Origin of the sequence: Pseudomonas vanderleydeniana (assembly GCF_014268755.2) — a bacterium.
GTDB lineage: Bacteria > Pseudomonadota > Gammaproteobacteria > Pseudomonadales > Pseudomonadaceae > Aquipseudomonas > Aquipseudomonas vanderleydeniana.
In genome coordinates this window covers 6868139-6892360 of the sequence record NZ_CP077093.1, presented here as the reverse complement: position 1 = coordinate 6892360, position 24222 = coordinate 6868139, and the positions used below count along the sequence as shown (strand labels likewise).

24 protein-coding genes are annotated in these 24222 nt (G+C 63.8%); 16 read left to right on the top strand and 8 right to left on the bottom strand.

Annotated elements, in window-relative coordinates; translation table 11 throughout:
* Positions 1-92: 92 nt before the first annotated feature.
* Together HU752_RS31065 and HU752_RS31060 are read right to left on the bottom strand one after the other, a co-directional pair.
* Entirely contained in the window at positions 93-587 is a 495-nt protein-coding gene (locus tag HU752_RS31065) for a GNAT family N-acetyltransferase (RefSeq protein WP_186683605.1), read from the bottom strand.
* Between the two features lie 113 nt (positions 588-700).
* Positions 701-1459 carry a DUF2059 domain-containing protein gene (locus HU752_RS31060; RefSeq protein WP_186683606.1) on the bottom strand — a complete coding sequence of 253 codons (759 nt, stop codon included), beginning with the start codon at positions 1457-1459 and terminating at the stop codon, positions 701-703.
* Between the two features lie 109 nt (positions 1460-1568).
* Between HU752_RS31060 and HU752_RS31055 the strand changes: the two genes are divergently transcribed.
* A complete protein-coding gene (locus tag HU752_RS31055; RefSeq protein ID WP_186683607.1) occupies positions 1569-2201 on the top strand; it encodes a 2OG-Fe(II) oxygenase in 633 nt (210 codons plus the stop codon).
* Entirely contained in the window at positions 2201-2695 is a 495-nt protein-coding gene (locus tag HU752_RS31050; RefSeq protein WP_186683608.1) for a 2-thiouracil desulfurase family protein, read from the top strand. Before HU752_RS31055 ends, HU752_RS31050 begins: the two co-directional genes overlap by 1 nt.
* A 10-nt stretch (positions 2696-2705) precedes the next feature.
* Here HU752_RS31050 and HU752_RS31045 read toward each other — a convergent pair whose 3' ends face one another.
* Positions 2706-3479: a transporter substrate-binding domain-containing protein gene (locus tag HU752_RS31045; RefSeq protein ID WP_186683609.1), complete on the bottom strand. Its 774-nt coding sequence runs from the start codon at positions 3477-3479 to the stop codon at positions 2706-2708.
* Positions 3480-3617: 138 nt separating this feature from the next.
* On the opposite strand from HU752_RS31045, the gene HU752_RS31040 reads away from it, so the two are divergent.
* On the top strand, positions 3618-4058 hold the full coding sequence (locus tag HU752_RS31040; RefSeq protein ID WP_186683610.1) for a DUF4399 domain-containing protein: 441 nt from the start codon (positions 3618-3620) through the stop codon (positions 4056-4058).
* Positions 4059-4121: 63 nt separating this feature from the next.
* Here the strand turns inward: HU752_RS31040 and serA are convergent, their stop codons facing one another.
* On the bottom strand, positions 4122-5351 hold the full coding sequence (gene serA, locus HU752_RS31035; protein WP_186683611.1) for a phosphoglycerate dehydrogenase: 1230 nt from the start codon (positions 5349-5351) through the stop codon (positions 4122-4124).
* A 201-nt stretch (positions 5352-5552) separates the two neighbouring features.
* On the opposite strand from serA, the gene HU752_RS31030 reads away from it, so the two are divergent.
* The 3 genes from HU752_RS31030 to HU752_RS31020 all read left to right on the top strand — a co-directional run bounded on the left by HU752_RS31030 (position 5553) and on the right by HU752_RS31020 (position 8771).
* Positions 5553-6947, top strand: a complete 1395-nt coding sequence (locus HU752_RS31030) for a D-2-hydroxyglutarate dehydrogenase (RefSeq protein ID WP_186683612.1) — start codon at positions 5553-5555, stop codon at positions 6945-6947.
* A gap of 40 nt (positions 6948-6987) precedes the next feature.
* The gene (locus HU752_RS31025; RefSeq protein ID WP_186683613.1) at positions 6988-7653 is read left to right on the top strand and encodes a fumarylacetoacetate hydrolase family protein; all 666 of its coding nucleotides are present in this window, start codon (positions 6988-6990) and stop codon (positions 7651-7653) included.
* 185 nt (positions 7654-7838) lie between these two features.
* Complete coding sequence (locus tag HU752_RS31020; protein WP_186683614.1) at positions 7839-8771, top strand: SdiA-regulated domain-containing protein; 933 nt, start codon at positions 7839-7841, stop codon at positions 8769-8771.
* Between the two features lie 39 nt (positions 8772-8810).
* Here HU752_RS31020 and rpiA read toward each other — a convergent pair whose 3' ends face one another.
* A complete protein-coding gene (rpiA, locus tag HU752_RS31015) occupies positions 8811-9482 on the bottom strand; it encodes a ribose-5-phosphate isomerase RpiA (RefSeq protein ID WP_186683615.1) in 672 nt (223 codons plus the stop codon).
* A 159-nt stretch (positions 9483-9641) separates the two neighbouring features.
* Between rpiA and ilvA the strand changes: the two genes are divergently transcribed.
* The 4 genes from ilvA to HU752_RS30995 are packed head-to-tail and all read left to right on the top strand — an operon-like array spanning position 9642 to position 13377.
* Positions 9642-11156 carry a threonine ammonia-lyase, biosynthetic gene (gene ilvA, locus HU752_RS31010; RefSeq protein WP_186683616.1) on the top strand — a complete coding sequence of 505 codons (1515 nt, stop codon included), beginning with the start codon at positions 9642-9644 and terminating at the stop codon, positions 11154-11156.
* A gap of 55 nt (positions 11157-11211) precedes the next feature.
* Positions 11212-11640, top strand: a complete 429-nt coding sequence (locus tag HU752_RS31005; RefSeq protein ID WP_186683617.1) for a DUF2269 family protein — start codon at positions 11212-11214, stop codon at positions 11638-11640.
* A 16-nt stretch (positions 11641-11656) separates the two neighbouring features.
* Complete coding sequence (locus HU752_RS31000; protein WP_186683618.1) at positions 11657-12913, top strand: SDR family oxidoreductase; 1257 nt, start codon at positions 11657-11659, stop codon at positions 12911-12913.
* Positions 12910-13377 carry a DUF2269 family protein gene (locus HU752_RS30995; RefSeq protein ID WP_186683619.1) on the top strand — a complete coding sequence of 156 codons (468 nt, stop codon included), beginning with the start codon at positions 12910-12912 and terminating at the stop codon, positions 13375-13377. Before HU752_RS31000 ends, HU752_RS30995 begins: the two co-directional genes overlap by 4 nt.
* 145 nt (positions 13378-13522) lie before the next feature.
* Here HU752_RS30995 and HU752_RS30990 read toward each other — a convergent pair whose 3' ends face one another.
* Positions 13523-14179 carry a histidinol-phosphatase gene (locus HU752_RS30990; protein WP_186683620.1) on the bottom strand — a complete coding sequence of 219 codons (657 nt, stop codon included), beginning with the start codon at positions 14177-14179 and terminating at the stop codon, positions 13523-13525.
* 143 nt (positions 14180-14322) lie between these two features.
* Between HU752_RS30990 and HU752_RS30985 the strand changes: the two genes are divergently transcribed.
* Positions 14323-14802 (top strand): RNA pyrophosphohydrolase, encoded by a 480-nt coding sequence (locus HU752_RS30985; RefSeq protein WP_040071746.1) that lies wholly within the window; start codon positions 14323-14325, stop codon positions 14800-14802.
* Positions 14803-14823: 21 nt separating this feature from the next.
* Positions 14824-17097, top strand: coding sequence for a phosphoenolpyruvate--protein phosphotransferase (gene ptsP / locus HU752_RS30980; protein WP_186683621.1), 2274 nt, complete (start codon positions 14824-14826; stop codon positions 17095-17097).
* A 270-nt stretch (positions 17098-17367) separates the two neighbouring features.
* On the opposite strand, the gene HU752_RS30975 is transcribed toward ptsP, so the two are convergent.
* Complete coding sequence (locus tag HU752_RS30975) at positions 17368-18114, bottom strand: NRDE family protein (protein WP_186683622.1); 747 nt, start codon at positions 18112-18114, stop codon at positions 17368-17370.
* Between the two features lie 109 nt (positions 18115-18223).
* Between HU752_RS30975 and HU752_RS30970 the strand changes: the two genes are divergently transcribed.
* From HU752_RS30970 to HU752_RS30960, 3 genes are all read left to right on the top strand, one after another.
* Entirely contained in the window at positions 18224-19006 is a 783-nt protein-coding gene (locus HU752_RS30970) for a sulfite exporter TauE/SafE family protein (RefSeq protein ID WP_186683623.1), read from the top strand.
* A gap of 213 nt (positions 19007-19219) precedes the next feature.
* Positions 19220-20041 (top strand): prolipoprotein diacylglyceryl transferase, encoded by an 822-nt coding sequence (gene lgt, locus HU752_RS30965; protein WP_017903253.1) that lies wholly within the window; start codon positions 19220-19222, stop codon positions 20039-20041.
* 48 nt (positions 20042-20089) lie between these two features.
* Complete coding sequence (locus HU752_RS30960) at positions 20090-21061, top strand: thymidylate synthase (protein ID WP_186683624.1); 972 nt, start codon at positions 20090-20092, stop codon at positions 21059-21061.
* Between the two features lie 175 nt (positions 21062-21236).
* Here HU752_RS30960 and cadR read toward each other — a convergent pair whose 3' ends face one another.
* Positions 21237-21683: a Cd(II)/Pb(II)-responsive transcriptional regulator gene (cadR, locus tag HU752_RS30955; protein ID WP_186683625.1), complete on the bottom strand. Its 447-nt coding sequence runs from the start codon at positions 21681-21683 to the stop codon at positions 21237-21239.
* A gap of 86 nt (positions 21684-21769) precedes the next feature.
* Between cadR and HU752_RS30950 the strand changes: the two genes are divergently transcribed.
* Positions 21770-24208, top strand: coding sequence for a heavy metal translocating P-type ATPase (locus tag HU752_RS30950; protein WP_437182313.1), 2439 nt, complete (start codon positions 21770-21772; stop codon positions 24206-24208).
* The last annotated feature ends 14 nt before the right edge of the window (positions 24209-24222 follow it).

Here is a 24222-nt window from a genome sequence, read left to right as displayed (position 1 = left end):
TGCAACGCGCCCCCTGTGGCGCGTTGTTCGTTTCTCGCTGCTGAATGCGGCTGGTAGGCGTCGAATGTGTCTCACGCGGGTGTCGCGAAGTATCAATGTGCGGTGTCACTGAGTACCGCATACTCCTCACCCTCCAGCGTGAAGCTGGCGACTTCGTGCATGCCCAGGCGTGCATGGGCGCGCAGGGAGGCTGTGTTGTCCCGGCGAATGAAGAGAATCGCCTCGCGGCCTTGCTGGTAACGCTGAAGTTGCGTGTAGAGCTGCGCCAGCAGGCCCTGGCCTCGTTCCGTGGCGGCAACACAGGCCGGACCGTAGACGTAGGCATCGGGGCTGCCGGGCCAGGCTGCCAGCATGGCCTTGATCGAGGGTGGCGCCGGTTGAGCGTCTTTCGCTGCGCTGAACAGCACGCCAACGACCGTGTCGTCGCGCAAGGCAATCACTACCGGGGAGCTGCCGAGGGCCATCTGCCGGACTTTTTCGAGCGGAAACTCTCCGGTCAATGAGCCGCCCCGTGACGGCGCGTTGGCCTGGAGCAGTTGGGCGATGCCTTCGATATCGGCGGCGGTGGCGAGGTTGATGCTGTACATGAGTAGTCTCCTGGAGAAAGGCGAACCTACTGCATGGATGGCGCCAGGGCTTGCATGTTACGCCTGGTGGTCAATTTTCGTACAGGACACCAGGGCAATGCAGCCCGTTACTTTCAGTTCCCGGGTTGTGCCGGCGCCAGGTTCTGCCCGACCGCGAGACTGGCGCGAATCGCCGACAGGGCCGCCTGGTAGTAGGTCCGGCCTTCGGGGGATTCGGCAAAGTTCGAGAACTCTTCCAGCTCCGGGTCGGACAGGTCGCGATAGACGTAGAGCAGGGTGTTCTCCAGGTCGTTGCCGATCTGCTGCATCAGCCGTTCGCGCTGCCCATTGAGCAGACCTTGGGCGGTACCGGCGCCGAGCAGACCGGGGATCATCGAGCTGAGGCTGTCGGCGGCGACGCCGGCGATCGCCAGGCTGACTTCGGCACCGGCTTCGCGGGCCGGCAGGGCGTTGGCCAGGTGGTTGATCAGCAGGCGGCGGGTTGCACTGGCCTCGATGTGCGGCAGGCCCTGGGCATTCTTGGCCAATTGGTCGCGGCGGGTGGCGAGCAGTTCGGCGGCGACGATCTTGCGGCCCAGTGGCGACTGGAAGAATTTCAGTGCCGGGGTCGGGTTGGCCAGGTTCTGGCGCAGTTGGGCCTCGGCCCGCTGGTCCATGGCCTGGGGCGCAAAGCGCTGGTTGCTGTTGTTGACCAGGGCCTGGTAGACCGCCGGTGGCAGGCTGTTGCGGTATTTCTGCTGGGCGGCGACCAGGGCATCGCTGAAATGCGCGCGCTGTTCTGGCCAACCGGCGACCTTGTACAACTGGTCGTGGCTGTCTGCCCAGGCGGGCAAGGTGCAGAACATCAATAGCGAAAAAAGCAAACGGCGCATTAGGGACTCCTGTCTACAGCCGACTATTCTCCCGGCGAGCGCCGGACTTGTCGAGAATTCGTATCGTCATGTCGGGCGGCTCTGTCGGATTCCATGGCGGATGGATACTATGCGCGCCATGCAAATACCTTCTGATCATCCGTTGCTGTTATCCATCGTCGACGATCTGGCCGAGCGCGGCTGGTCGCAACAGGACCTTTTCCTGCCCGCTGCCCTGACCCGGGAGCTGGCGGCCGAATGTCGCAAGCGTGCGGCAGACGGCGAGCTGGCGCCCGCAGGCGTCGGGCGGGGCACGGCCCAGCAGGTACGCGAGGGTATCCGTGGCGACCACATCCAGTGGCTCGAGCCTGGCCAGGCCGAGCCGTGCGACCAGTACCTGGCGCTGATGGACAGCTTGCGCGAGGCGCTGAATCGCAGCCTGTACCTCGGGCTCGAGGATTTCGAGTGCCATTTCGCGCTGTACCCGGCTGGGGCCTTCTACCGCAAGCACCTGGATCGTTTCCGTGACGATGACCGGCGCTCGGTCTCGGCAGTGCTCTATCTCAACGACGAGTGGCAGCCGCAAGAGGGGGGCCAGTTGCGCATGTACCTGGCCGATGAGGTGGAGCGTGACGTGCTGCCGACCGGCGGTTGCCTGGTCGTGTTCCTCTCCGGCGATGTGCCGCACGAAGTCCTGCCGGCGACCCGCGAGCGCCTGTCGCTGACGGGCTGGTTCCGCCGGCGTGGCGACGAGCCGTTCTGATGGCACACAAGATCCTGGTCAGCCGATGCCTGCTGGGGCATCGGGTGCGTTACGACGGTGGTGCCAGCGGCCCCCATGGTCAGCTGGCGGCCTGGCAGGACGAAGGCCGGGTGGTGGCGTTGTGTCCGGAAGTCGCCGGTGGCCTGCCGACTCCGCGGGCTGCGGCGGAGATTCCCGGTGGCCAGGGTGGGCAGGTGCTGGAGGGGATTGTCCGGGTCATGACCCACGACGGTGAGGATGTCAGCCAGGCGTTCATCGATGGCGCCCGGCAGGCACTCGAACTGGTGCGGCGCCATGCCATACGGGTCGCCGTGCTCAAGGCCAACAGCCCGTCGTGCGGCAACCTGCAGACCTACGATGGCACTTTCACTGGCGTGAAGGTCTCCGGCGAGGGCGTGACCACGGCCTTGCTCAGGCAGGCCGGCGTCCAGGTCTTCAGCGAGCTGGAACTGCCCGAAGCCGCCGCCGCCCTGGCGCGGCTGGACGCTTCCTGAGTCTCGCCGCTCACGGCTTGGGCGGCTCGCTCGCATCCAGGCCGAACCACTTTTCCGACAACGCCATCAGTCGCCCATCGGCCTTGATCCGCTGCAGGGCCATGTTCAGGCTCGCCTGGAACGCCGGGTTGCCCTTCTGGAACGGGATGGCCAGGGTCACGGTCGGCCCCACGGGCGCGCCTTCCTTGACCGGCAGGTGGCTGTCGCGGATGGCGAAGGGAATCAGCAGTCGATCGCTGATGGCCGCGTCGATCTGCTTGTCGGCCACGTCCTTGAGTGGCTGCTGGGCATTCGGATAACTGCGCAGGTCGACGCCCTCGACGGTGCGGGCCTGGTCGACGAACTGGCTGCCTTGAGCTACACCCAAAGCTCCGCCCCGGAGCGCTTCCAGCGTGCCGAGCGGTCGTTGCTCTTCCTTGCGCACGATCAGTTGGGCGCTGGTGTAGCTGTAAGGTTCGCTGAAGTCGAAACGTTCCTTGAGTTCCGGGGTCAGTGCTATGTGGTTGATGGCGATGTCGTACTTGCCGCTTTCCACGCCCTGCAGGAGATCGCCGGAATCGGTGGTGATGAAGGATGGATTCACCTCGAGTTCCCGGGCCAGCAGCTCGCCCAGTTCGACTTCGAAGCCGGTCAGGTGTTCGCCGTCCTTGAAGCCGAAGGGGCGCATGTCCCCCTCCAGGGCGATGCGCAGTTCGCCCCGGTCATTGACGTCGTCGATCAGTTCGGCCTGCGCGAAGGGGCTTGCAAGGGGCAGTAACAGCAACAGGCCAGGCAGGAAACGCATGGTCACTCCTAAGATGAAATCTGGCGGGTGATGCGCAATCGCCACCCGCTTTGCTTTATGTTTGTGGGCCAGTTTGGACAACGATTTGTCGTGAAGTTGTCATCAACCGCCAAATTTTGTGGAAAAACGGAGAAGTTAATGAAAACCTTAGTGTCTCGTGTAGCTTTAGCCACCGCCTTGCTGGGTTCCAGCTTCCTTGCCGTCGCGGCGGATGGCATTCCGCGCACGCCAGCGCCCAAGGGCGCCGAGGTCGAGATCGTTTCGCCGAAGGATGGTGCCACGGTAGACAAGACGTTCACCGTCAAGTTTGGCATGAAGGGCATGGAGCTCAAGCCGGCTGGTGATGCCACCCCGAACTCCGGCCACCATCACCTGCTGGTCGACCAGAAGGCGCTGCCTGACCAGAGCCTGCCGATTCCGGCGACCGAACAGGTCATCCACTACGGCAAGGCCCAGACCGAAACCCAGCTGACCCTGGCGCCGGGCAAGCACACCCTGCAACTGGTAGCCGGCGACAAGATCCACATGCAGTTCGAGCCGACGGTGGCCTCGAAGGTCATCACCGTCAACGTGAAGTAAGCGGTTGCGCAAATGAAAAAGGGAGGCCTGTGAGGGCCTCCCTTTTTGTTCAGCGACGGGCGCTTAGAACAGTACGCGGGAACGGATGGTGCCGTTGACGTGCTGCAGCTTCTCTTGCGCCAGGTCCGAGTACTCGGCGTCGACGTCGATCACCACGTAGCCGACCTTCTCGTTGGTCTGCAGGAACTGGCCGGAGATGTTGATGCCGTTTTCGGCGAAGACCTTGTTGATCTCGCTCATCACGCCCGGGATGTTCTCGTGGATGTGCAGCAGGCGGTGCTTGCCCGGGTGAGCCGGCAGGGCCACTTCCGGGAAGTTGACCGACGATACCGAAGTACCGTTGTCGCTGTACTTGACCAGCTTCTCCGCGACTTCCAGGCCGATGTTGGCCTGGGCTTCGGCAGTGGAGCCACCGATGTGCGGGGTCAGGATCACGTTGTCCAGGCCACGCAGCGGGCTTTCGAAGATGTCGTCGTTGGAGCGTGGCTCCACCGGGAACACGTCGATGGCGGCGCCGATCAGGTGCTGGTCCTTGATCGCGTCCGCCAGGGCGTCCAGTTCGACCACGGTGCCGCGGGCGGCGTTGATCAGGATGCCGCCTTTTTTGATGGCGCGGATTTCCTTCTCGCCGATCATCCACTGGGTTTCGGCGGTTTCCGGGACGTGCAGGGTGACGATGTCGGACATGCCCAGCAGTTCATGCAGGCTGGCGACCTGGGTCGCGTTGCCCAGTGGCAGCTTGGTCAGGGTGTCGTAGAAGAACACCTGCATGCCCAGGCCTTCGGCCAGGACCGACAGCTGGGTGCCGATCGAGCCGTAGCCGATGATCCCCAGTTTCTTGCCGCGGATCTCAAAGGAGTTGGCCGCGCTCTTGATCCAGCCACCGCGGTGGCAGGAAGCGTTCTTCTCGGGAATGCCGCGCAGCAGCAGGATCGCTTCGGCCAGCACCAGCTCGGCAACGGAGCGGGTGTTGGAGTACGGCGCGTTGAACACGGCGATACCGCGCTCGCGAGCCGCGTCGAGGTCGACCTGGTTGGTGCCGATGCAGAAGCAGCCCACGGCGACGAGTTTCTTCGCGTGATCGAAGATTTCCTCGGTCAGTTGGGTGCGGGAGCGGATGCCGATGAAGTGGGCATCAGCGATCTTTTCCTTCAGCTCGGCGTCCGGCAGGGATTTGGTGTGGTACTCGATGTTGACGTACCCGGCGGCCTTGAGGACGTCGACTGCGGATTGGTGGACGCCTTCGAGAAGAAGGAACTTGATCTTGCTCTTATCGAGAGAAGTCTTGCTCATCTGCGTAAACCTGTGTCCCGGAGAAAAATGGCAGAAAATGGGCAGCTTGAGCTGGCCTCACGGCGTGATCGCCGGTCCCGCAGGTCGGCCTCGTAGCACGCTTCTGCGGGGGGCGTATGCTAGCATATGCGACACGCAAACACTCATTTTGCGACGTGAGTCGTTCTCAGGGTGACCATGAATTGTTCGAGAGTTCTGTCGATGACCAATGCTGTTTTGATTGATGAACTGAAGACCCTGGTTGAACCTGGCAAGGTACTGACCGACGCCGACTCCCTGAATGCCTACGGCAAGGACTGGACCAAGCATTTCACCCCCGCGCCCGCGGCTGTCGTGTTTCCCAAGACCATCGAGCAGGTCCAGGCCATCGTGCGCTGGGCCAACCGCCACCGTGTCGCCCTGGTGCCGTCAGGGGGACGTACCGGCCTGTCCGCCGCGGCCGTGGCGGCCAACGGCGAGGTCGTGGTGTCGTTCGACTACATGAACCGGATTCTCGACATCAACCTGACCGACCGCACCGCCGTGTGCCAGCCGGGGGTGGTCACCGAGCAGTTGCAGAATCACGCCGAGGAACATGGCCTGTACTACCCGGTGGACTTCGCGTCGGCAGGTTCGAGCCAGATCGGCGGCAATATCGGCACCAATGCCGGCGGGATCAAGGTGATTCGCTACGGCATGACCCGCAACTGGGTCGCGGGCCTGAAGGTGGTCACCGGCAAGGGCGACGTGCTGGAACTGAACAAGGACCTGATCAAGAACGCCACCGGCTACGACCTGCGCCAACTGTTCATCGGCGCCGAGGGCACCCTGGGCTTCGTGGTCGAGGCCACCATGCGCCTGGACCGGGCGCCGAAGAACCTGACCTGCATGGTGCTCGGCACTCCGGACTTCGACTCGATCATGCCGGTGTTGCACGCGTTCCAGGGCAAGCTGGACCTGACCGCGTTCGAGTTCTTCTCCGACAAGGCGCTGGCCAAGATCCTCGGGCGTGGCGACGTGCCAGCGCCGTTCGAAACCGAGTGTCCGTTCTACGCGTTGCTGGAGTTCGAGGCGACCACCGAAGAGGTGGCCAGCCAGGCCATGGCGACCTTCGAGCATTGCGTCGAGCAGGGCTGGGTGCTCGATGGGGTGATGAGCCAGAGCCAAGCCCAGTTGCAGAACCTCTGGAAGCTGCGCGAGTACATCTCCGAAACCATCTCCCACTGGACGCCGTACAAGAACGACATCTCGGTCACCGTGTCGAAGGTCCCGGCCTTTCTCCAGGAAATCGATACGATCGTCCGCGAATACTATCCGGACTTCGAAGTCGTCTGGTACGGCCATATCGGTGACGGCAACCTGCACCTGAACATCCTCAAGCCGGACAACCTGAGCAAGGACGAGTTCTTCGCCAAGTGCGCCACGGTCAACAAGTGGGTATTCGAGATCGTCGAGAAGTACAACGGCTCGATTTCCGCCGAGCACGGGGTGGGCATGACCAAGCGGGACTACCTGGGCTACAGTCGCTCCGCGGCCGAAATCGAATACATGAAGGCGATCAAGGCGGTGTTCGACCCGAACGGGATCATGAATCCGGGTAAGATCTTCGCGGTTTGAACCCCGCGTCACGATAACGAGACCGATCAGGAGTCGCTCAATGAGCTATCAACACCAGTATGTCGACGGCACCCCCATCCACTTCCCGCTGGGCAAGGTGGTCTGCATCGGCCGCAACTACGCCGAACATGCCAAGGAGCTGGACAACCCGGTACCTACCGAGCCACTGCTGTTCATCAAGCCGGGCAGTTGCGTGGTGCCGATCAAGGGCGGTTTCAAGATTCCGGTCGACCGGGGCTCGGTGCATTACGAGGCGGAAATCGCCGTGCTGATCGGCAAGCCACTGTCGACCAACCCAAGCCGGGAAGAGGTGCTCGACGCCATTTCCGGTTTCGCCCCGGCATTGGACCTGACCCTGCGCGACAAGCAGGCTGAGCTCAAGGCCAAGGGCCTGCCCTGGGAAATCGCCAAGTCGTTCGATGGCGCGGCGGTGATCGCCCCGTTCGTGGTCGGCAGCACCTTCCCTGACCTGACCGCCATCGGCATCCGCCTGACCATCAACGGCCAGGTCCGCCAGGACGGGATCAGCAGCGACATGCTCAACCCCATCGTGCCGATGATCCAGCACATGGCCGCGTGCTTCTCGCTGCAGGCCGGCGATGTGATCCTGACCGGTACGCCGGTTGGCGTCGGCCCGTTGAATGTCGGTGACGAACTGGTGCTCGAATTGCCGGGCGTCAGTCGTTTCGAGAGCAGCGTTCGCTGAGGTTCGACCCTCACCCTCTTCGCGCAGCCGCCGCGAGGAGGGCTCCCGTCTTTGCCTTTATCTGTGTGGCTTCCCGGCTTTTGCCGTTTTTTTCACATTCGGTCTGGATAATTTTTCGATTGGGCGCTGGGCCTTGCCTACAGTGTTCTATCCGAATGTCATAAAGATCAGGGAAGTGCCTCTGCATGAGCAGTCAAACCTTTTCCTCTCCGTCTCCCGCTGGTCGATCCCGTTTCGCCCGGCGCTGGTACTACTGGCTGCTGCTGGCCATCGTGGTGATCGGGGTCGGGCTGTCCATGGCGATGCACTGGGACGACCGTGGCCTGCTGTGGTTGAAGGAGCGTTTCGAAACCCCTGCCGAGCGCCAGCAGAGCATCTGGCTACCGGGTTATCGAGCGGTGATCGATGCCAAGCCGCTGGTGGGGATGGAGAAGGACGAGGCCTCCGACGTCAGCTACAACCCGCGGACCCGAACCCTGTTCTCGGTGATGGGCAAGAACCCGTTCCTGTCCGAGCTGACCCTGCAGGGTGATGTGCTGCGCAAGATTCCCCTGGTCGGCTGGAACAACCCCGAGGCCGTGACGGTGCTGGAAGGCGACAAGCTAGCTATCGTCGATGAGCGCATGCACATCCTGTCCATCGTCACGGTGGATGCGAGTACCCGGGAGCTGAATATCAAGGACTTCCCGCAATACGACCTCGGGCCTTCGAAAGACCAGAACAAGGCCTTCGAGGCGGTCGTCTGGGATGCGCGCAATCAACGGATCCTGCTGGGTGAGGAGCGCCCGCCGGCGTTGTTCAGCCTGAAAAGTGATGGCACCCGTTTCATGGGCGAGAAGCAGAAGCTGGCAAGCGACCAGCTGGATGTGCGCAATCTTTCTGCGCTGGCGATCGATCCGCGGACCCAGCATCTGCTGGTGCTGTCGGCGGAGTCGCATCTGTTGCTGGAGCTGGATGAGAAGGGCAATCAGGTCAGCTTCATGACCCTGCTGGGTGGCTTCAATGGCTTGAAACACACCATTCCGCGCGCCGAAGGCGTGACCATGGACGAGGAGGGGACTGTGTACGTGGTCAGCGAGCCGAATCTGTTCTACGTCTTCAAGCGCACCGAGCAATGACAGTCGCGCGCGGCCCCGGGCCGCGCGCCAGTCGCACACTCAGACCTTGAGGGTCTTCACGCCTTCGCTGGTGCCGAGCAGCAGCAGGTCTGCCGGACGCGCCGCGAACAGGCCGTTGGTGACCACGCCGACGATCGCATTGATCCGGGTTTCCAGCTCCACCGGGTTGGTGATCTGCAGGTTGTGCACATCGAGGATGATGTTGCCGTTATCGGTCACCACGCCTTCGCGGTACACCGGGTCGCCGCCGAGCTTCACCAGTTGGCGAGCCACGTGGCTGCGGGCCATCGGGATCACTTCCACTGGCAGCGGGAATGCGCCGAGTACCGGTACCAGCTTGCTGCCGTCGGCGATGCAGATGAAGGTCTTGGCCACGGCCGCGACGATCTTCTCGCGGGTCAGGGCTGCGCCACCGCCCTTGATCAGGTTCAGGTGGGCGTCGCTTTCGTCGGCGCCATCGATGTAGAACTCCAGCTCGCTGACGGTATTGAGTTCGTAGACGGGGATGCCGTGGCCCTTGAGCCGCGCGGCGGTGGCTTCGGAGCTGGCGACCGCGCCGTCGAAGGCGCCCTTGTGCTTGGCCAGGGCGTCGATGAAGCAGTTGGCGGTGGAGCCGGTGCCCACGCCGACGATGCTCTTGTCATCGAGCTTGGGAAGGATGAAGTCGACAGCGGCCTGGGCCACCGCCTGTTTGAGTTGATCCTGGGTCATGCGGGCTCCGGAAGCGGGCAAGGAGTGAGCGAAAGGCCGGCATTATAAGCGTCGGACCGGCAAAAGGGGCGATCAAAACCTCAGTATCCCTGTGGTCGTTGCCGCAAGCGCTGGGTTAGACTCCTCGGTCCCTGCCCAACCCGCCAGTGATGCTTTCCGATGCTCGAACAGTACGTCAAGAAGATCCTCACCTCGCGCGTTTACGACGTTGCCGTGGAAACCCCGTTGCAGAGCGCCCGCCAGCTTTCCGAGCGGCTGGGCAACCAGGTCCTGCTCAAGCGCGAGGACCTGCAGCCGGTGTTTTCCTTCAAGATTCGCGGCGCCTACAACAAGCTGACCCAGCTCAGCGACGCCGAGCGCGCCCGTGGCGTGGTCACCGCCTCGGCGGGCAACCATGCCCAGGGCCTGGCCCTGGCGGCCAAGGTGCTGGGGGTCAAGGCGACGATCGTGATGCCCAAGACCACCCCGGAAATCAAGGTCGAGGGCGTGCGCTCCCGTGGCGGCAAGGTGGTGCTGCATGGAGATACCTTCCCGGAAGCGCTGGCCTATTCGCTGAAGCTGGTCGAGGAAAAGGGCTACGTTTACATTCACCCCTATGACGATCCGCACACCATTGCCGGGCAGGGCACCGTGGCGATGGAGATCCTGCGCCAGCATCCGGCGCCACTGGACGCGATTTTCGTACCGGTCGGCGGCGGCGGGCTGATCGCCGGGATCGCGGCCTATGTGAAGTACCTGCGTCCCGAGATCAAGGTGATCGGCGTCGAGCCGGACGACTCCAACTGCCTGCAGCAGGCCATGGCCGCCGGTGAGCGGGTGGTGCTGCCGTCGGTGGGCATCTTCGCCGACGGCGTCGCGGTGGCCCAGATCGGCCAGCACACCTTCGATATCTGCAAGGACCATGTCGACGAGGTGATCACCGTCAGCACCGACGAGATCTGTGCGGCGATCAAGGACATCTACGACGATACCCGCTCGATCACCGAGCCGGCCGGGGCGCTGGGCGCCGCCGGGATCAAGAAGTACGTCGAGCAGCGCAAGATCAGTGGGCAGACCCTGGTGGCCATCGACTCCGGTGCCAACGTCAACTTCGATCGCCTGCGCCATGTCGCCGAGCGTGCCGAGCTGGGCGAAGGCCGCGAGGCGATCATCGCCGTGACCATTCCCGAGCAGCCGGGCAGCTTCAAGGCGTTCTGCGAGGCGATCGGCAAGCGCCAGATCACCGAGTTCAACTATCGCTACCACACCGGCAGCGAAGCGCACATTTTCGTTGGCGTGCAGACCCATCCCGACAACGATCCGCGCAGCGTGCTGATCGAGAGCCTGACCAGCCAGGGTTTCCCGGTGCTGGACATGACCGACAACGAGCTGGCCAAGCTGCACCTGCGCCATATGGTCGGGGGCCATGCGGCCCGGGTCAGCGACGAAATGGTGTTGCGCTTCGAGTTCCCGGAACGTCCGGGGGCACTGTTCAACTTCCTCAACAAGCTCGGTGGGCGCTGGAACATCTCGATGTTCCACTACCGCAACCACGGTGCGGCCGACGGACGCGTGGTCGCCGGCCTGCAGGTGCCGAGCGAGGAGCGCCACCTGGTTCCCGCAGCTCTTGCGGAAATCGGCTATCCCTACTGGGATGAAAGCGACAACCCGGCCTATCGCCTGTTCCTGGGCTGAAACGACACGGATGACTGCTACGCTGATGGGCAACGACTAAGGAAAAAACGGCCAGATGGAAACCTTCACTGCCCTGAAAGTGCTTCACAGTACGGTTACGGTGCTGCTCCTGGGCAGCATCCTGGCTGTCGCCATCGCATTCTGGCGTGGGCGCCGGGCCGGTGACCTGGCGATCCCCGGGCGGATCCTGAAGATGCCCTGGGTGCTGGCCTGGTGGCTGATGGCCCTGTGTCTGCTGGTCCAGCCGGTCAGTGGCTGGTGGCTGGTGCACCTGGGTGGATTCCCGCTGGGCCAGACCTGGCTGCTCGGTTCCAGCGTGCTCTACACTTTCGGTTGCCTGGCCTGGGCCTGGCTCGTGGTGCGGCTCAATCGCCTGCGCCGGGGCGAGGCGGGCGGCAGTTGGAAATTCACGCTGACGTTGGCGATCTTCAGTACGCTGTGTTTCGTCGGGATTGCTGCCCTGATGGGCGCCAAACCGGTTTAGTCCGCCAAGGATCGTCATGAAAGTTCTCCTGGTGGGGGCCACGGGCTTCGTCGGCCGCCACTTGCTTGCCGCATTGGTCGCCAATGGCCATGAGGTGATCGCCACCAGCCGGCGTCATCATTCCCGCGAACTGTCCGAAGTCGAATGGCAGGTGCTCGACCTCGATCGGCTGGCCGACGATCCCAAGCATTTCGTCATACCCCAGGGTATCGATCTGCTGATCAATGCCGCCGGCCTGCTGAGCGTCGACCGCCAGGCGCTGCAGCGCACCCAGGATCGTGGCACGCGGGCGCTGTTCGACCTGGCGGCGGAACGGGGGTTGCGGGTCCTGCATATCTCCGCGCTGGGGGCTGGCGAGCAGCCGGACGTACCGTTCCTCGCCAGCAAGGCGGCGGCCGATGCCTACCTGATGGAGCTGGGTGTGTCGGCGGTGGTGTTGCGCCCTTCGCTGTTGGTGGGGGCGGGCGGGACCAGCAGTGGCTGGTTGACGCGCCTGTCGCCCTGGCCGCTGATTCCCCTGCTCGATCTCGACGCGCGCCTGCAACCTCTGCATGTCGACGACCTGTCCGGGGCGGTGCTGGCGTTGCTGCGGCATTGGCCGATGGGGTCGCGGGTGGTGCCGTTGGTCGGGCCGCAGGCGCTGACCCTGGCCCAGTTGCTCGACCATCTGCGTGCCGCCCAGGGCTGGGCGCCGGCGCGATACCTGAAGACTCCGCAATGGCTCGCGGCAGCGGGGGCCTGGTGCGGCGAGCGCCTGGGCTGGCAGGGCCTGAACCGCCAGTGCCTGAGCATGGCGCGACGCGACAATGTTGCCGACCCGGAACTGTTGGCGATGCTCTGTGGCTATCGGGCAGCGCCGCTGGCAACTCACCTGGTTGACTGGCCGAACGCCGCGCAAAGCGTCCAGGCGGCCCTGCGGCCGCTGATGCTGGCGGTCATGCTGCTGATCTGGTTCGGCACGGCGGCCGTCTGCCTGGGGCCGGGGTATGACTGGGGGCTGCGGATCATGGCCGATGCCGGTGTGACGGGCGAGGCCGCCCGTTTCGCCGTGGTGCTCGGTTCGCTGTGCGATGCCCTGCTCGGGCTGGGCATGCTGCTACGGCGCTGGCGCCGCCGCGCGTTCCAGGCCCAGTTGCTGCTGATGGCCAGCTACACGCTAATCATTACCCTGGTGCTGCCGCACTACTGGTTTGACCCCTACGCCGCTGTCGCCAAAAACCTGGTGCTGATGGTGGCGACTCTCTGGCTTCTATGGACTGAACCGCGTCGATGAGCGCTTACCTGATACTCAAGACTCTGCATATCCTGTCTTCCACCATTCTCTTCGGCCTGGGGGCCGGCTCCGCCTATTACGCGCTGCGCGCCTGGCGCACCGGCAAGGTCGAGGTGATCGCGGTGACGTTCCGCCACCTGGTTTTCGCCGACTGGGCCTTCACCACGACCACGGCGGTGTTCCAGCCGCTGAGCGGGCTCGGGCTGGTGCACCTGGCGGGTTGGCCGCTGACTCAGGGTTGGCTGCTGTGGAGCATGGGCCTGTTCGTGCTGGCGGGTATCTGCTGGCTGCCGGTGGTCTGGCTGCAGATCCGCGTGCACCGGATGGCGGACCAGGCGCTGCGCGAGGGAACGCCGATGCCGATCAGGGCGCAGACGTACATGCGCTGGTGGTTTGCGCTGGGGTGGCCGGCCTTCCTGGCGTTCATGGCGATCTTCTACCTGATGGTCGCCAAGCCCGCTTGATTGCCTTGTGGTGATCTTGCGGGCCCATTCGCGGATGAATCCGGCTCCCACAAAAGTGGTGTCGGACGCACCTGTCGCGTCCACCGCACTACTTGTGGGAGCCGGATTGATCCGCGAAGAGGCCCGCAAGTCTAGCCTGAGGGCCTCAGCCGCGCAGGCTGATCACCGGCCAGCCGCGGCGCTCGGCCTCGGCCTGCAGGTTCGGGTCCGGGTCCACCGCCACCGGGTTGCTCACCTGCTCCAGCAGCGGCAGGTCGTTCATCGAGTCGCTGTAGAAGTAGCTGTCATGCAGGCCGTGTCCGGTTTCTTCCAGCCAGCGGTTCAGGCGCGTCACCTTGCCTTCGCGGAAGCACGGCACGTCGGTGCTGCGCCCGGTGTAGCGGCCGTCGACCATTTCACACTCGGTGGCGATCAGGGTCTCGACGCCCAGGCGTGCGGCAATCGGCCCGGTCACGAAACGGTTGGTTGCGGTGATGATGACCAGCTTGTCGCCGGCGTCGCGGTGCCGGGCCAGCAGTTCCAGGGCCTTGGGCAGGACGATCGGCTCGATGCAGTCGCGCATGTAGTCGCGGTGCCACTCGTCCAGCTGGGCCATCTCGGTACGGCCGAGGATCTCCAGGCAGAAATTCAGGTATTGGGCATTGTCCAGCTTGCCGGCCAGGTAGTCCTGGTAGAACTCGTCGTTGCGGGTTTTATAGGCCACCGGGTCGAGAATGCCCCGCTCGCACAGGTAATCGCCCCAGGCGTGGTCGCTGTCGCCGCCCAAAAGTGTGTTGTCCAAGTCGAATAAAGCCAGACGCATTGCAGTTACTCGCTGAAAAGCCTGTAGAAAGGCGATCAGAATACGGTCTTTTCACAAGAGTGCACATAAGGTAGGGCGGTGCGTTGCTGCTTTCACAACCTTTGTGGAACAATGCGATGACATGCGTTTACGAGGTGGTTGCCGTGATCGACCCCGATGGTTTCCGTCCTAATGTCGGGATAATTCTGACGAATGATGCTGGTCAGGTCTTATGGGCCCGACGCATCAATCAAGATGCATGGCAGTTTCCGCAAGGTGGGATCAATCCTGACGAGACGCCTGAAGACGCCTTGTACCGCGAATTGAACGAAGAAGTCGGCCTGGAACGAGAAGATGTGCAAATTCTGGCCTGTACCCGGGGCTGGTTGCGCTATCGTTTGCCGCAACGCCTGGTGCGTACGCACAGCCAACCGCTGTGCATCGGCCAGAAACAGAAATGGTTTCTCCTGCGCCTGCTGTCCAACGAACAGCGGGTGCGGATGGATTTGACCGGTAAACCGGAGTTCGATGGCTGGCGCTGGGTCAGCTATTGGTACCCGTTGGGCCAGGTGGTGACATTCAAGCGCGAGGTTTATCGTCGCGCGCTCAAAGAGCTTGCCCCGCGCCTTTTAGCGCGCGACTGACACGGAGTTCGACCCCGAGCCATGCTCAATACGCTGCGCAAGATCGTCCAGGAAGTTAACTCCGCCAAGGATCTCAAGACGGCGTTGGGGATTATTGTCTTGCGCGTCAAAGAGGCCATGGGCAGCCAGGTCTGCTCGGTCTACTTGCTCGACCCCGAGACCAATCGCTTCGTGCTGATGGCGACCGAGGGCCTGAACAAGCGCTCGATCGGCAAGGTCAGCATGGCGCCGAACGAGGGCCTGGTCGGCCTGGTCGGCACGCGCGAGGAGCCGCTGAACCTCGAAAACGCCGCCGACCACCCGCGCTACCGCTACTTCGCCGAAACGGGCGAGGAGCGTTATGCCTCCTTCCTCGGTGCGCCGATCATTCACCACCGCCGCGTCGTCGGCGTACTGGTCATCCAGCAGAAGGAGCGTCGCCAGTTCGACGAGGGCGAGGAAGCCTTCCTGGTGACCATGAGCGCACAGCTCGCCGGGGTTATCGCCCATGCCGAGGCCACCGGCTCCATCCGGGGCCTGGGTCGTGAAGGCAAGGGTATCCAGGAAACCAAGTTCGTCGGTGTGCCGGGCTCGCCGGGAGCGGCGGTCGGTACCGCGGTGGTCATGCTGCCGCCAGCGGACCTGGACGTGGTGCCGGACAAGGCCATCACCGATATCGACGCCGAACTGGCGCTGTTCAAGACCGCCATCGAAGGCGTGCGCAACGACATGCGTACCCTGTCGGCGAAGCTGGCGACCCAGTTGCGCCCGGAAGAGCGGGCATTGTTCGACGTCTACCTGATGATGCTCGACGATGCCTCCCTGGGCAGCGAGGTCAACAACGTCATCAAGACCGGCCAATGGGCCCAGGGCGCCCTGCGCCAGGTGGTCGGCGACCACGTCAACCGCTTCGAACTGATGGATGACGACTACCTGCGCGAGCGCGCCTCGGATGTCAGGGACCTGGGCCGGCGCCTGCTGGCCTACCTGCAGTCCGAACGCCAGCAGAACATGGTCTATCCGAAGAACACCATCCTGGTCAGCGAGGAACTGACCGCGACCATGCTGGGCGAGGTGCCGGAAGGCAACCTGGTCGGCCTGGTCTCGGTACTCGGTTCGGGCAACTCCCACGTCGCGATCCTGGCCCGGGCCATGGGTATCCCGACGGTCATGGGCCTGGTCGACCTGCCGTACTCCAAGGTCGACGGCATCGAGATGATCGTCGACGGCGCCCGTGGCGAGGTTTTCACCAACCCTGGCGAGCTGCTGCGCAAGCAGTACGTCAGCGTGGTCGAGGAGGAGCGCCAGCTGTCCCAGGGCCTCGACGCCCTGCGCGAGCTGCCGTGCGTGACCACCGATGGCCACCGCATGCCGCTGTGGGTCAACACCGGCCTGCTCGCCGACGTCGCCCGTGCGCAGCAGCGTGGCGCGGAAGGCGTGGGCCTGTACCGCACCGAAGTGCCGTTCATGATCAACCAGCGCTTCCCGAGCGAGAAGGAACAGCTGGCGATCTATCGCGAGCAGCTCTCGGCATTCCATCCGCAGCCGGTGACCATGCGTAGCCTGGACGTCGGTGGTGACAAGTCGCTGTCGTACTTCCCGATCGTCGAGGACAACCCGTTCCTCGGCTGGCGCGGTATCCGCGTGACCCTCGACCATCCGGAAATCTTCCTGGTGCAGACCCGGGCCATGCTCAAGGCCAGCGAGGGCCTGAACAACCTGCGCATCCTGTTGCCGATGATCTCCGGGACCCATGAAGTGGAAGAGGCGCTGCATCTTATCCACAGGGCCTGGGGCGAAGTCCGCGACGAGGGCACCGACGTGCCGATGCCGCCGGTGGGCGTGATGGTCGAGATTCCGGCCGCGGTCTACCAGACCCGTGAGCTGGCTCGCCAGGTGGACTTCCTTTCGGTCGGTTCCAACGACCTGACCCAGTACCTGCTGGCCGTCGACCGCAACAACCCGCGGGTTGCCGACCTGTATGACTACCTGCACCCGGCGGTGCTGCAGGCTTTGCAGAACGTGGTGCGCGATGCCCATGCCGAAGGCAAGCCGGTGAGCATCTGTGGGGAGATGGCCGGTGATCCGGCGGCGGCGGTGCTGTTGATGGCGATGGGCTTCGACAGTCTGTCGATGAACGCCACCAACTTGCCGAAAGTGAAGTGGATGCTGCGTCAGATCAGCCTGAGCAAGTCGCAGGAGTTGCTCGCCCAGGTGATGACCATCGACAACCCGCAAGTTATCCACAGTACCCTGCAATTGGCGCTTAAGAACCTGGGATTGGGCCGGATGGCCAATCCGGTGGTCAAGCACTGATCAGTGGCGGGTGTGACACTCACCGGCGGCATTCCCACGCATAGCGTCACTCGTGTCCGGTAAACACCAAAAGGGGCGCACCGCAGCCTTTGTGGCGAGCGGGCTTGCCCGCGCTCGGCTGCACAGCAGCCGTAAAACTGCGCACGAAGTATCGCGGTAACCGGTTTCAGGAGCGCTCCGCGCTCCAGCGCGGGCAAGCCCGCTCGCCACAAGTACCGATCGTTCCCACGCTCTGCGTGGGAATGCATCCCTGGACGCTCCGCGTCACACTCAGAGCGTCAACTCCACTTCGCCCAGGTGCCCGCCATGGGGGCCGAAGCTGCGCTCGACCAGTCGCCGCGTACCGTCGGCATTGACGATCAGCGCCGTGCTCGCCCGTGTCCCGTAGCTGGGGCTGGCGATGAAGATGCTGGACAGCAGGCTCTCGGTCGCCAGCCCCACGCCCGTGTCCGGCAGCTCTGCAAATGGCGCGGTGCTCGGGTCGCCCAGCAGGGCCAGCAGGTTCTCCGGTGCAGGTCGGTCCAGGGTCTGTGCCAATGCCGCCCTGGCCTTGAGCAGCTTCGGCCAGGGGGTGTCGAGCCCGGCATTGGACAGCCCGTAGACGCCCTCCGGCAGTCGGCGCGGCTGGCCCTCATGAGAGTTGAAGTGCCACAGCTCTTCGCCATCACCGAGCAGCAGGTTGAATCCGGCGTACTCCGGTGATCGTGCGACGATGTCCTGGAGATAGTCGGCGATAGTGTTGTGACCGCCCAGAAAGCGCGCGACCAACTCGCCCCTCGACCGGCGTGCCGGCGGCTGGTGCGGGTTGCGGATGTTGGTCAGGGCGGCAAAGCGCCGCTGGGCGCCAACGCCCAGCCAGGTGCCACCGGCTTCCAGGTCACGCCCGGCGTAGACGTGCGGGTTTTCCGGCCATTGCCCCAGCGGCAGGCTCGGGCGGGCGTAGAACTCGTCACGGTTGGCCGCGACGATCAGCGGCTGGGCATGGCCCGGGCGCCAGGCGAAGACAATCAGGCACATCAGGTGGTCCCTCTGTGTTTTCGCTCACTTTACGCAGGGTGCCCGTCGTCATCCAGTAGAGACGAGCGGCATGCATCCGTTACCATGCCGGTCTTGTTTCGGGGGATGCATGGAATTTCTGATCTATCTGCTGCTGGGCGCCTGTGCTGGCGTGCTGGCCGGGCTGTTCGGCGTCGGTGGCGGGATCATCATCGTCCCGGTGCTGGTGTTCAGCTTCACCCTGCAGGGTTTCGACAGCTCGATCCTGACGCACCTGGCGGTCGGTACTTCCCTGGCGACGATCATTTTCACCTCGATCAACACCATTCGCGGCCATCATCGCCGGGGCGCGGTGCGCTGGCCGATCTTCGCCTGGATGGCCGTGGGCATCCTGCTCGGCTCCGGCCTCGGTGCGCTGACGGCCAAGGCGATTGCCGGGCCGAACCTGCAGAAAATCATTGGTGTGTTCGCGGTGATCGTCTCCGTGCAGATGGCGCTGGACCTCAAGCCCAAAGGTCGTCGGGAAATTCCCGGCAGGCTCGGCTTGGGCCTGGCCGGTGGAGTGATCGGCTGGGCCTCGGCGATCTTCGGCATCGGTGGCGGTTCGCTGACCGTGCCGTTCCTGACCTGGCGCAGCCTGCCGATGCAGCAGGCGGTGGCGACCTCGTCCGCTTGTGGCCTGCCGATCGCCGTCGCCAGCACCCTCAGTTTCATCCTGCTGGGTTGGCATGATCCGTTGCTGCCCGAGCACAGCCTGGGCTTCATCTACCTGCCGGCCTTGCTCGGCATCGCCTTGACCAGTATGTTTTTCGCCCGTTTCGGTGTGCAACTGGCGCACAAGCTGTCGCCGTTGCTGCTCAAGCGGCTGTTTGCCGCGCTATTGTTCTGTGTCGGGATGAAGTTCCTGATCTGAACCTGGGCTCTGTCTGAGAAATCTTGATACTCGGTGATGCTGCGTTGAAAACCGCCGGACCTTCGTCTCAAGACTTTTCAGACAAAGCCTAAGGCCTGGTTCAGCGAACCGGGCGCAATATTGACTTAATCGCAGGTCTTCATCATGACCCGCTGGCCCGCTTGCCGCCTGGGTGAACGGGCCCCGAATTTTCTACTCTACCAAGGAGTCGCAATGCTGCCTTACCCGCAGATCGACCCGGTGGCCGTCGCCATCGGCCCGCTGAAAATCCACTGGTACGGCCTGATGTACCTGGTCGGCATTGGTGGTGCGTGGCTGCTGGCCTCCCGGCGCCTGAACCGTTTCGACCCGACCTGGACCAAGGAGAAACTCTCCGACATGGTGTTCTGGTTGGCCATGGGGGTGATCGTCGGTGGGCGCCTGGGTTATGTGTTGTTCTACGATTTGCCAGCGTATGTCGCCAATCCGACGCTGATCTTCGAGGTCTGGAAGGGTGGCATGGCCTTCCATGGCGGCTTCATCGGGGTGATGCTGGCGGCCTGGTGGTTCGGCCGGCGTAACGGCAAGTCGTTCTTCGAACTGATGGACTTCGTGGCACCCATGGTCCCGATTGGCCTGGGTGCCGGGCGGATCGGCAACTTCATCAACGCCGAGTTGTGGGGCAAGCCGAGCGACGTGCCGTGGGCGATGGTCTTCCCGCCGTTCAGCGACCCGGCGCAATTGCCGCGCCACCCGTCGCAGCTTTACCAGTTCGCGCTGGAGGGCGTGGCGCTGTTCGTCATCCTCTGGCTGTTCTCGCGCAAGCCGCGGCCGACCATGGCGGTGTCCGGCATGTTCGCGTTGTTCTACGGGATCTTCCGTTTTATCGTCGAGTTCGTCCGGGTGCCGGATGCGCAACTTGGCTACCTGGCGTTCGGCTGGGTGACCATGGGGCAGATTCTCAGCCTGCCGATGATCATCGCCGGCCTGGCATTGCTGTGGTTCGCCTATCACCGCAACCCGACCACTCCGGCAACGAAAGACGCCGCGCTTTAAATTCGAATCGGGGCCTGCGGGCCCCGTATTCAAGGATGCAGGTAACTCATGAAGCAATATCTCGATCTGGTCGCCCATGTCATCAAGAACGGCACCAAGCAAGCCAACCGCACCGGTGTGAACACCATCAGCTTTCCCGGCGCGATGCTGCGTTATGACCTCAAGGAAGGTTTCCCGGCGATCACCACCCGCAAGCTGGCCTTCAAGTCCGCCATCGGCGAGATGTGCGGTTTTCTCCGTGGGGTGAACAACGCCGCCGAGTTCCGCGCGCTGGGTTGCAAGGTCTGGGACCAGAACGCCAACGAGAACGCCCAGTGGCTGGCCAACCCGTTCCGCCAGGGCGATGACGACCTCGGTGAAATCTACGGCGTGCAGTGGCGCAAGTGGCCGGCCTACAAGCAGATCCCGGCGAGCAATGCGGCGGCGATCGAGCAGACCCTGGCCCAGGGCTACCGGCAGATCGCCCAGGGCGAGGAAGACGGCCAGGCCTACGTGGTGCTGTACAAGGCGATCGACCAGGTTCGCCAGTGCGTCGACACCATCATCAAGGACCCGGGCAGCCGGCGCATCCTGTTCCACGGCTGGAACTGCGCGCAGCTGGACGAAATGGCCCTGCCACCTTGCCACCTGCTGTACCAGTTCCACCCGAATGTCGAGACGAAGGAAATCTCCCTGACCCTCTACATCCGCTCGAATGACCTGGGCCTCGGGACGCCGTTCAACCTGACCGAAGGCGCGGCGCTGCTGAGCCTGATCGGGCGCCTGACCGGCTACACGCCGCGCTGGTTCACCTACTTCATCGGCGATGCCCATGTGTATGAAAATCACCTGGACATGCTCAACGAGCAGCTCGCCCGCGAGCCGTACCCGATGCCGAAACTGGTGATTTCCGAGCGCGTGCCTGAGTTTGCCAAGACGGGCGTGTACCAGCCGGAGTGGCTGGAGCGGTTGGAGCCGGGCGACTTCTCGCTGGAAGGCTACCAGCACCATGCGCCGCTGACGGCGCCGATGGCGGTCTGAGTCGTCAGGTGAAGAGGCATCGTGGCGAGCGGGCTTGCCCGCGCTGGGGCGCGAAGCGGCCCTAAAACCGGCGACCACGTCCTGCCTGATACCCTGATGTTGCTGATTTCAGGGGTGCTGCGCACCCCAGCGCGGCGGTGCGGTGTCCCGACAAGCCCGCTCGCCACAGGGGGACTCAATGCCCATGACTTCTCGCGACATGTGAATGCTCTTCAACCGGCAGCACGCTGCCACTGACCTCCAGCCGCTGCAGGATCGCACAGTGATCCGCATCGGGCCCGCCGCCACAGCGCTGGCGCAGGTCCAGCAACTGTTCCTGCAACGCCATGAGCCCATCGATCCGTGCCTTGACGTGGTGGATGTGCTCGTCGATCAGCGCGTTCACGCTTTCGCACTGGTCCTGCGGGCTGTCGCGCAGGTCCAGCAGGCTGCGGATCTCCTCCAGGGTCATGTCCAGGCTGCGGCAGTTGCGGATGAAGGTCAGGCGCTCCACATGGGCCTGGGTGTACAGGCGGTAGTTGCCCTCGCTGCGTGCCGGTTCCGGCAGCAGGTTTTCCTTCTCGTAATAACGGATGGTTTCCACCTGGCAGTCGGTGAGTTTTGCCAGTTCGCCAATCTTCATCGCCCGATCTCCCGAAATGGGTGCTTGACCCTATAGTGGCTACAGGGTGTTCACTTGGCAACAGGCACTTTTCAGGGACCTCTCCCATGAGCGACTCCATTCACACTCCACGCAAGTCCGATAGCGGCCATTCGCACGCCGAGCACAAGCATGAGCACGGCGCTGGCTGCTGCTCGGGCCCCGTTGAGCCGGCATCCCACGCCAACCACCAGCATGCTGATCACGATCACGATCACGATCACGATCACGATCACGATCACGATCACGATCACGATCACGGCCATGCCGGCAAGTCGGGCCATGGTTGCTGCGAGCCTGCGCAGCCGGTGGCTAGCGCCCCTGCCGGCCATTCGCACGGCAGCTGCTGCTCCGGCGTAGAGGCTCCGGCGCTGGTCAAGCTGGGCAATGCTTCCAGCGCCGATGGTCGCTTGAGCCGCTTCCGTATCGAAGCCATGGATTGTCCCACCGAACAGACGCTGATCCAGAACAAACTGGGCAAGCTGGCGGGCATCCAGCAATTGGAATTCAACCTGATCAACCGGATCCTCGGGGTGACCCACGACCTGCCGTCGAACGCGCCGATCATCGAGGCGATCAAGTCGCTGGGCATGCAGGCCGAGCCGCTGGAAGACGGTGCGGATGAGCAGGCCGCCAGCCAACCGCCGGCGAAGAAGACCTGGTGGCCTTTGGTGGTTTCCGGGTTGGGTGCCCTGGCTGCCGAGGTCATTCACTTCACCGATGCCGCACCGACCTGGGTGGTAGCCATCGTCGCGCTGGTCTCGATCCTCAGCGGCGGCCTGGGCACGTACAAGAAGGGCTGGATCGCGCTGAAGAACCGCAACCTGAACATCAACGCGCTGATGAGCATTGCCGTGACCGGTGCCGTGCTGATCGGCCAGTGGCCGGAAGCGGCGATGGTGATGTTCCTCTTTACCGTCGCCGAACTGATCGAGGCGCGCTCGCTGGATCGCGCGCGCAATGCGATCGGCGGCCTGATGCAGATGGCCCCGGAGACGGCCACGGTACAGCAGGAGGATGGCAGTTGGGTCGAGAACGAGGTCAAGCGCGTCGAGCTCGGAACCCTGGTACGGGTCCGGCCCGGCGAGCGCATTGGCCTGGACGGCGAGGTGGTCTACGGTAGTTCCAGCGTCGATCAGGCACCGATCACCGGCGAAAGCCTGCCAGTCGAGAAGGTACCCGGCGACAAGGTATTCGCTGGCACCATCAACCAGGCCGGCTCGCTGGATTACCGGGTGACTGCGGTGGCGGGCAACTCGACCCTGGCGCGGATCATTCACGCGGTGGAGCAGGCCCAGGGTGCACGGGCGCCGACCCAGCGTTTCGTCGACAGTTTCTCGAAGGTCTACACCCCGGCGGTATTCGCCCTGGCGCTGGCCGTGGCGGTGATTCCACCGCTGTTCATGGGCGGGGCGTGGTTCGACTGGATCTACCGGGCACTGGTCCTGCTGGTGGTCGCCTGCCCCTGTGCGCTGGTGATTTCCACCCCGGTGAGTATCGTCAGCGGCCTGGCTGCAGCGGCGCGCAAGGGCATCCTGGTCAAGGGCGGGGTCTATCTGGAGAGTGGTCACCAGCTCGACTACCTGGCCCTGGACAAGACCGGCACCCTCACCCACGGCAAGCCGGTGCTGACCGACTTCCTGCCACTCGACGCACTGCACCGCGAGACGGCACCGGCGATCGCTGCCAGCCTGGCGGCACGTTCCGATCACCCGGTGTCCCTGGCGATTGCCCGTGATGCACGGGACAAGCAGGTCGAACTGCGTGAGGTCGAAGCCTTCGAAGCCCTGGCCGGGCGCGGCGTGCGTGGCGACATCGGCGGCCAGCGCTATCACTTGGGCAATCACCGGCTGGTAGAGGAGCTGGGCCTGTGTTCGCCGGCGTTGGAAGAGAAACTCTTCGCCCTGGAAGAGCAGGGCAAGACGGTCGTGCTGCTGCTCGACAGCTCCGGCCCGCTGGCGCTGTTCGCCGTCGCCGATACGGTCAAGGACAGCAGTCGCGAAGCTATCCGCCAGTTGCACGAGCTGGGCATCAAGACCCTGATGCTCACCGGTGACAACCCGCACACCGCCAAGGCGATCGCCGCCCAGGTGGGGATCGACGAGGCCCGTGGCGACCTGCTGCCGACCGACAAGCTGCAGGCCGTCGAGGCGCTCTACGCCAAGGGACATCGGGTCGGCATGGTGGGCGACGGCATCAACGATGCACCGGCCCTGGCCCGTGCCGAGATCGGCTTCGCCATGGCGGCAGCCGGTACCGACACAGCCATCGAAACCGCCGATGTCGCCCTGATGGACGATGATCTGCGCAAGATCCCGGCGTTCATTCGCCTGTCGCGCGAAACGGCGAGTATCCTCAAGCAGAACATCGCCCTGGCCCTGGTCATCAAGGCGATCTTTCTTGCGGTAACCTTCTTCGGGATGGCGACCATGTGGATGGCGGTGTTCGCCGACATGGGCGTCAGCCTGCTGGTGGTGTTCAATGGCTTGCGCCTGTTGCGCAAATAGACGATGAGAGGGCG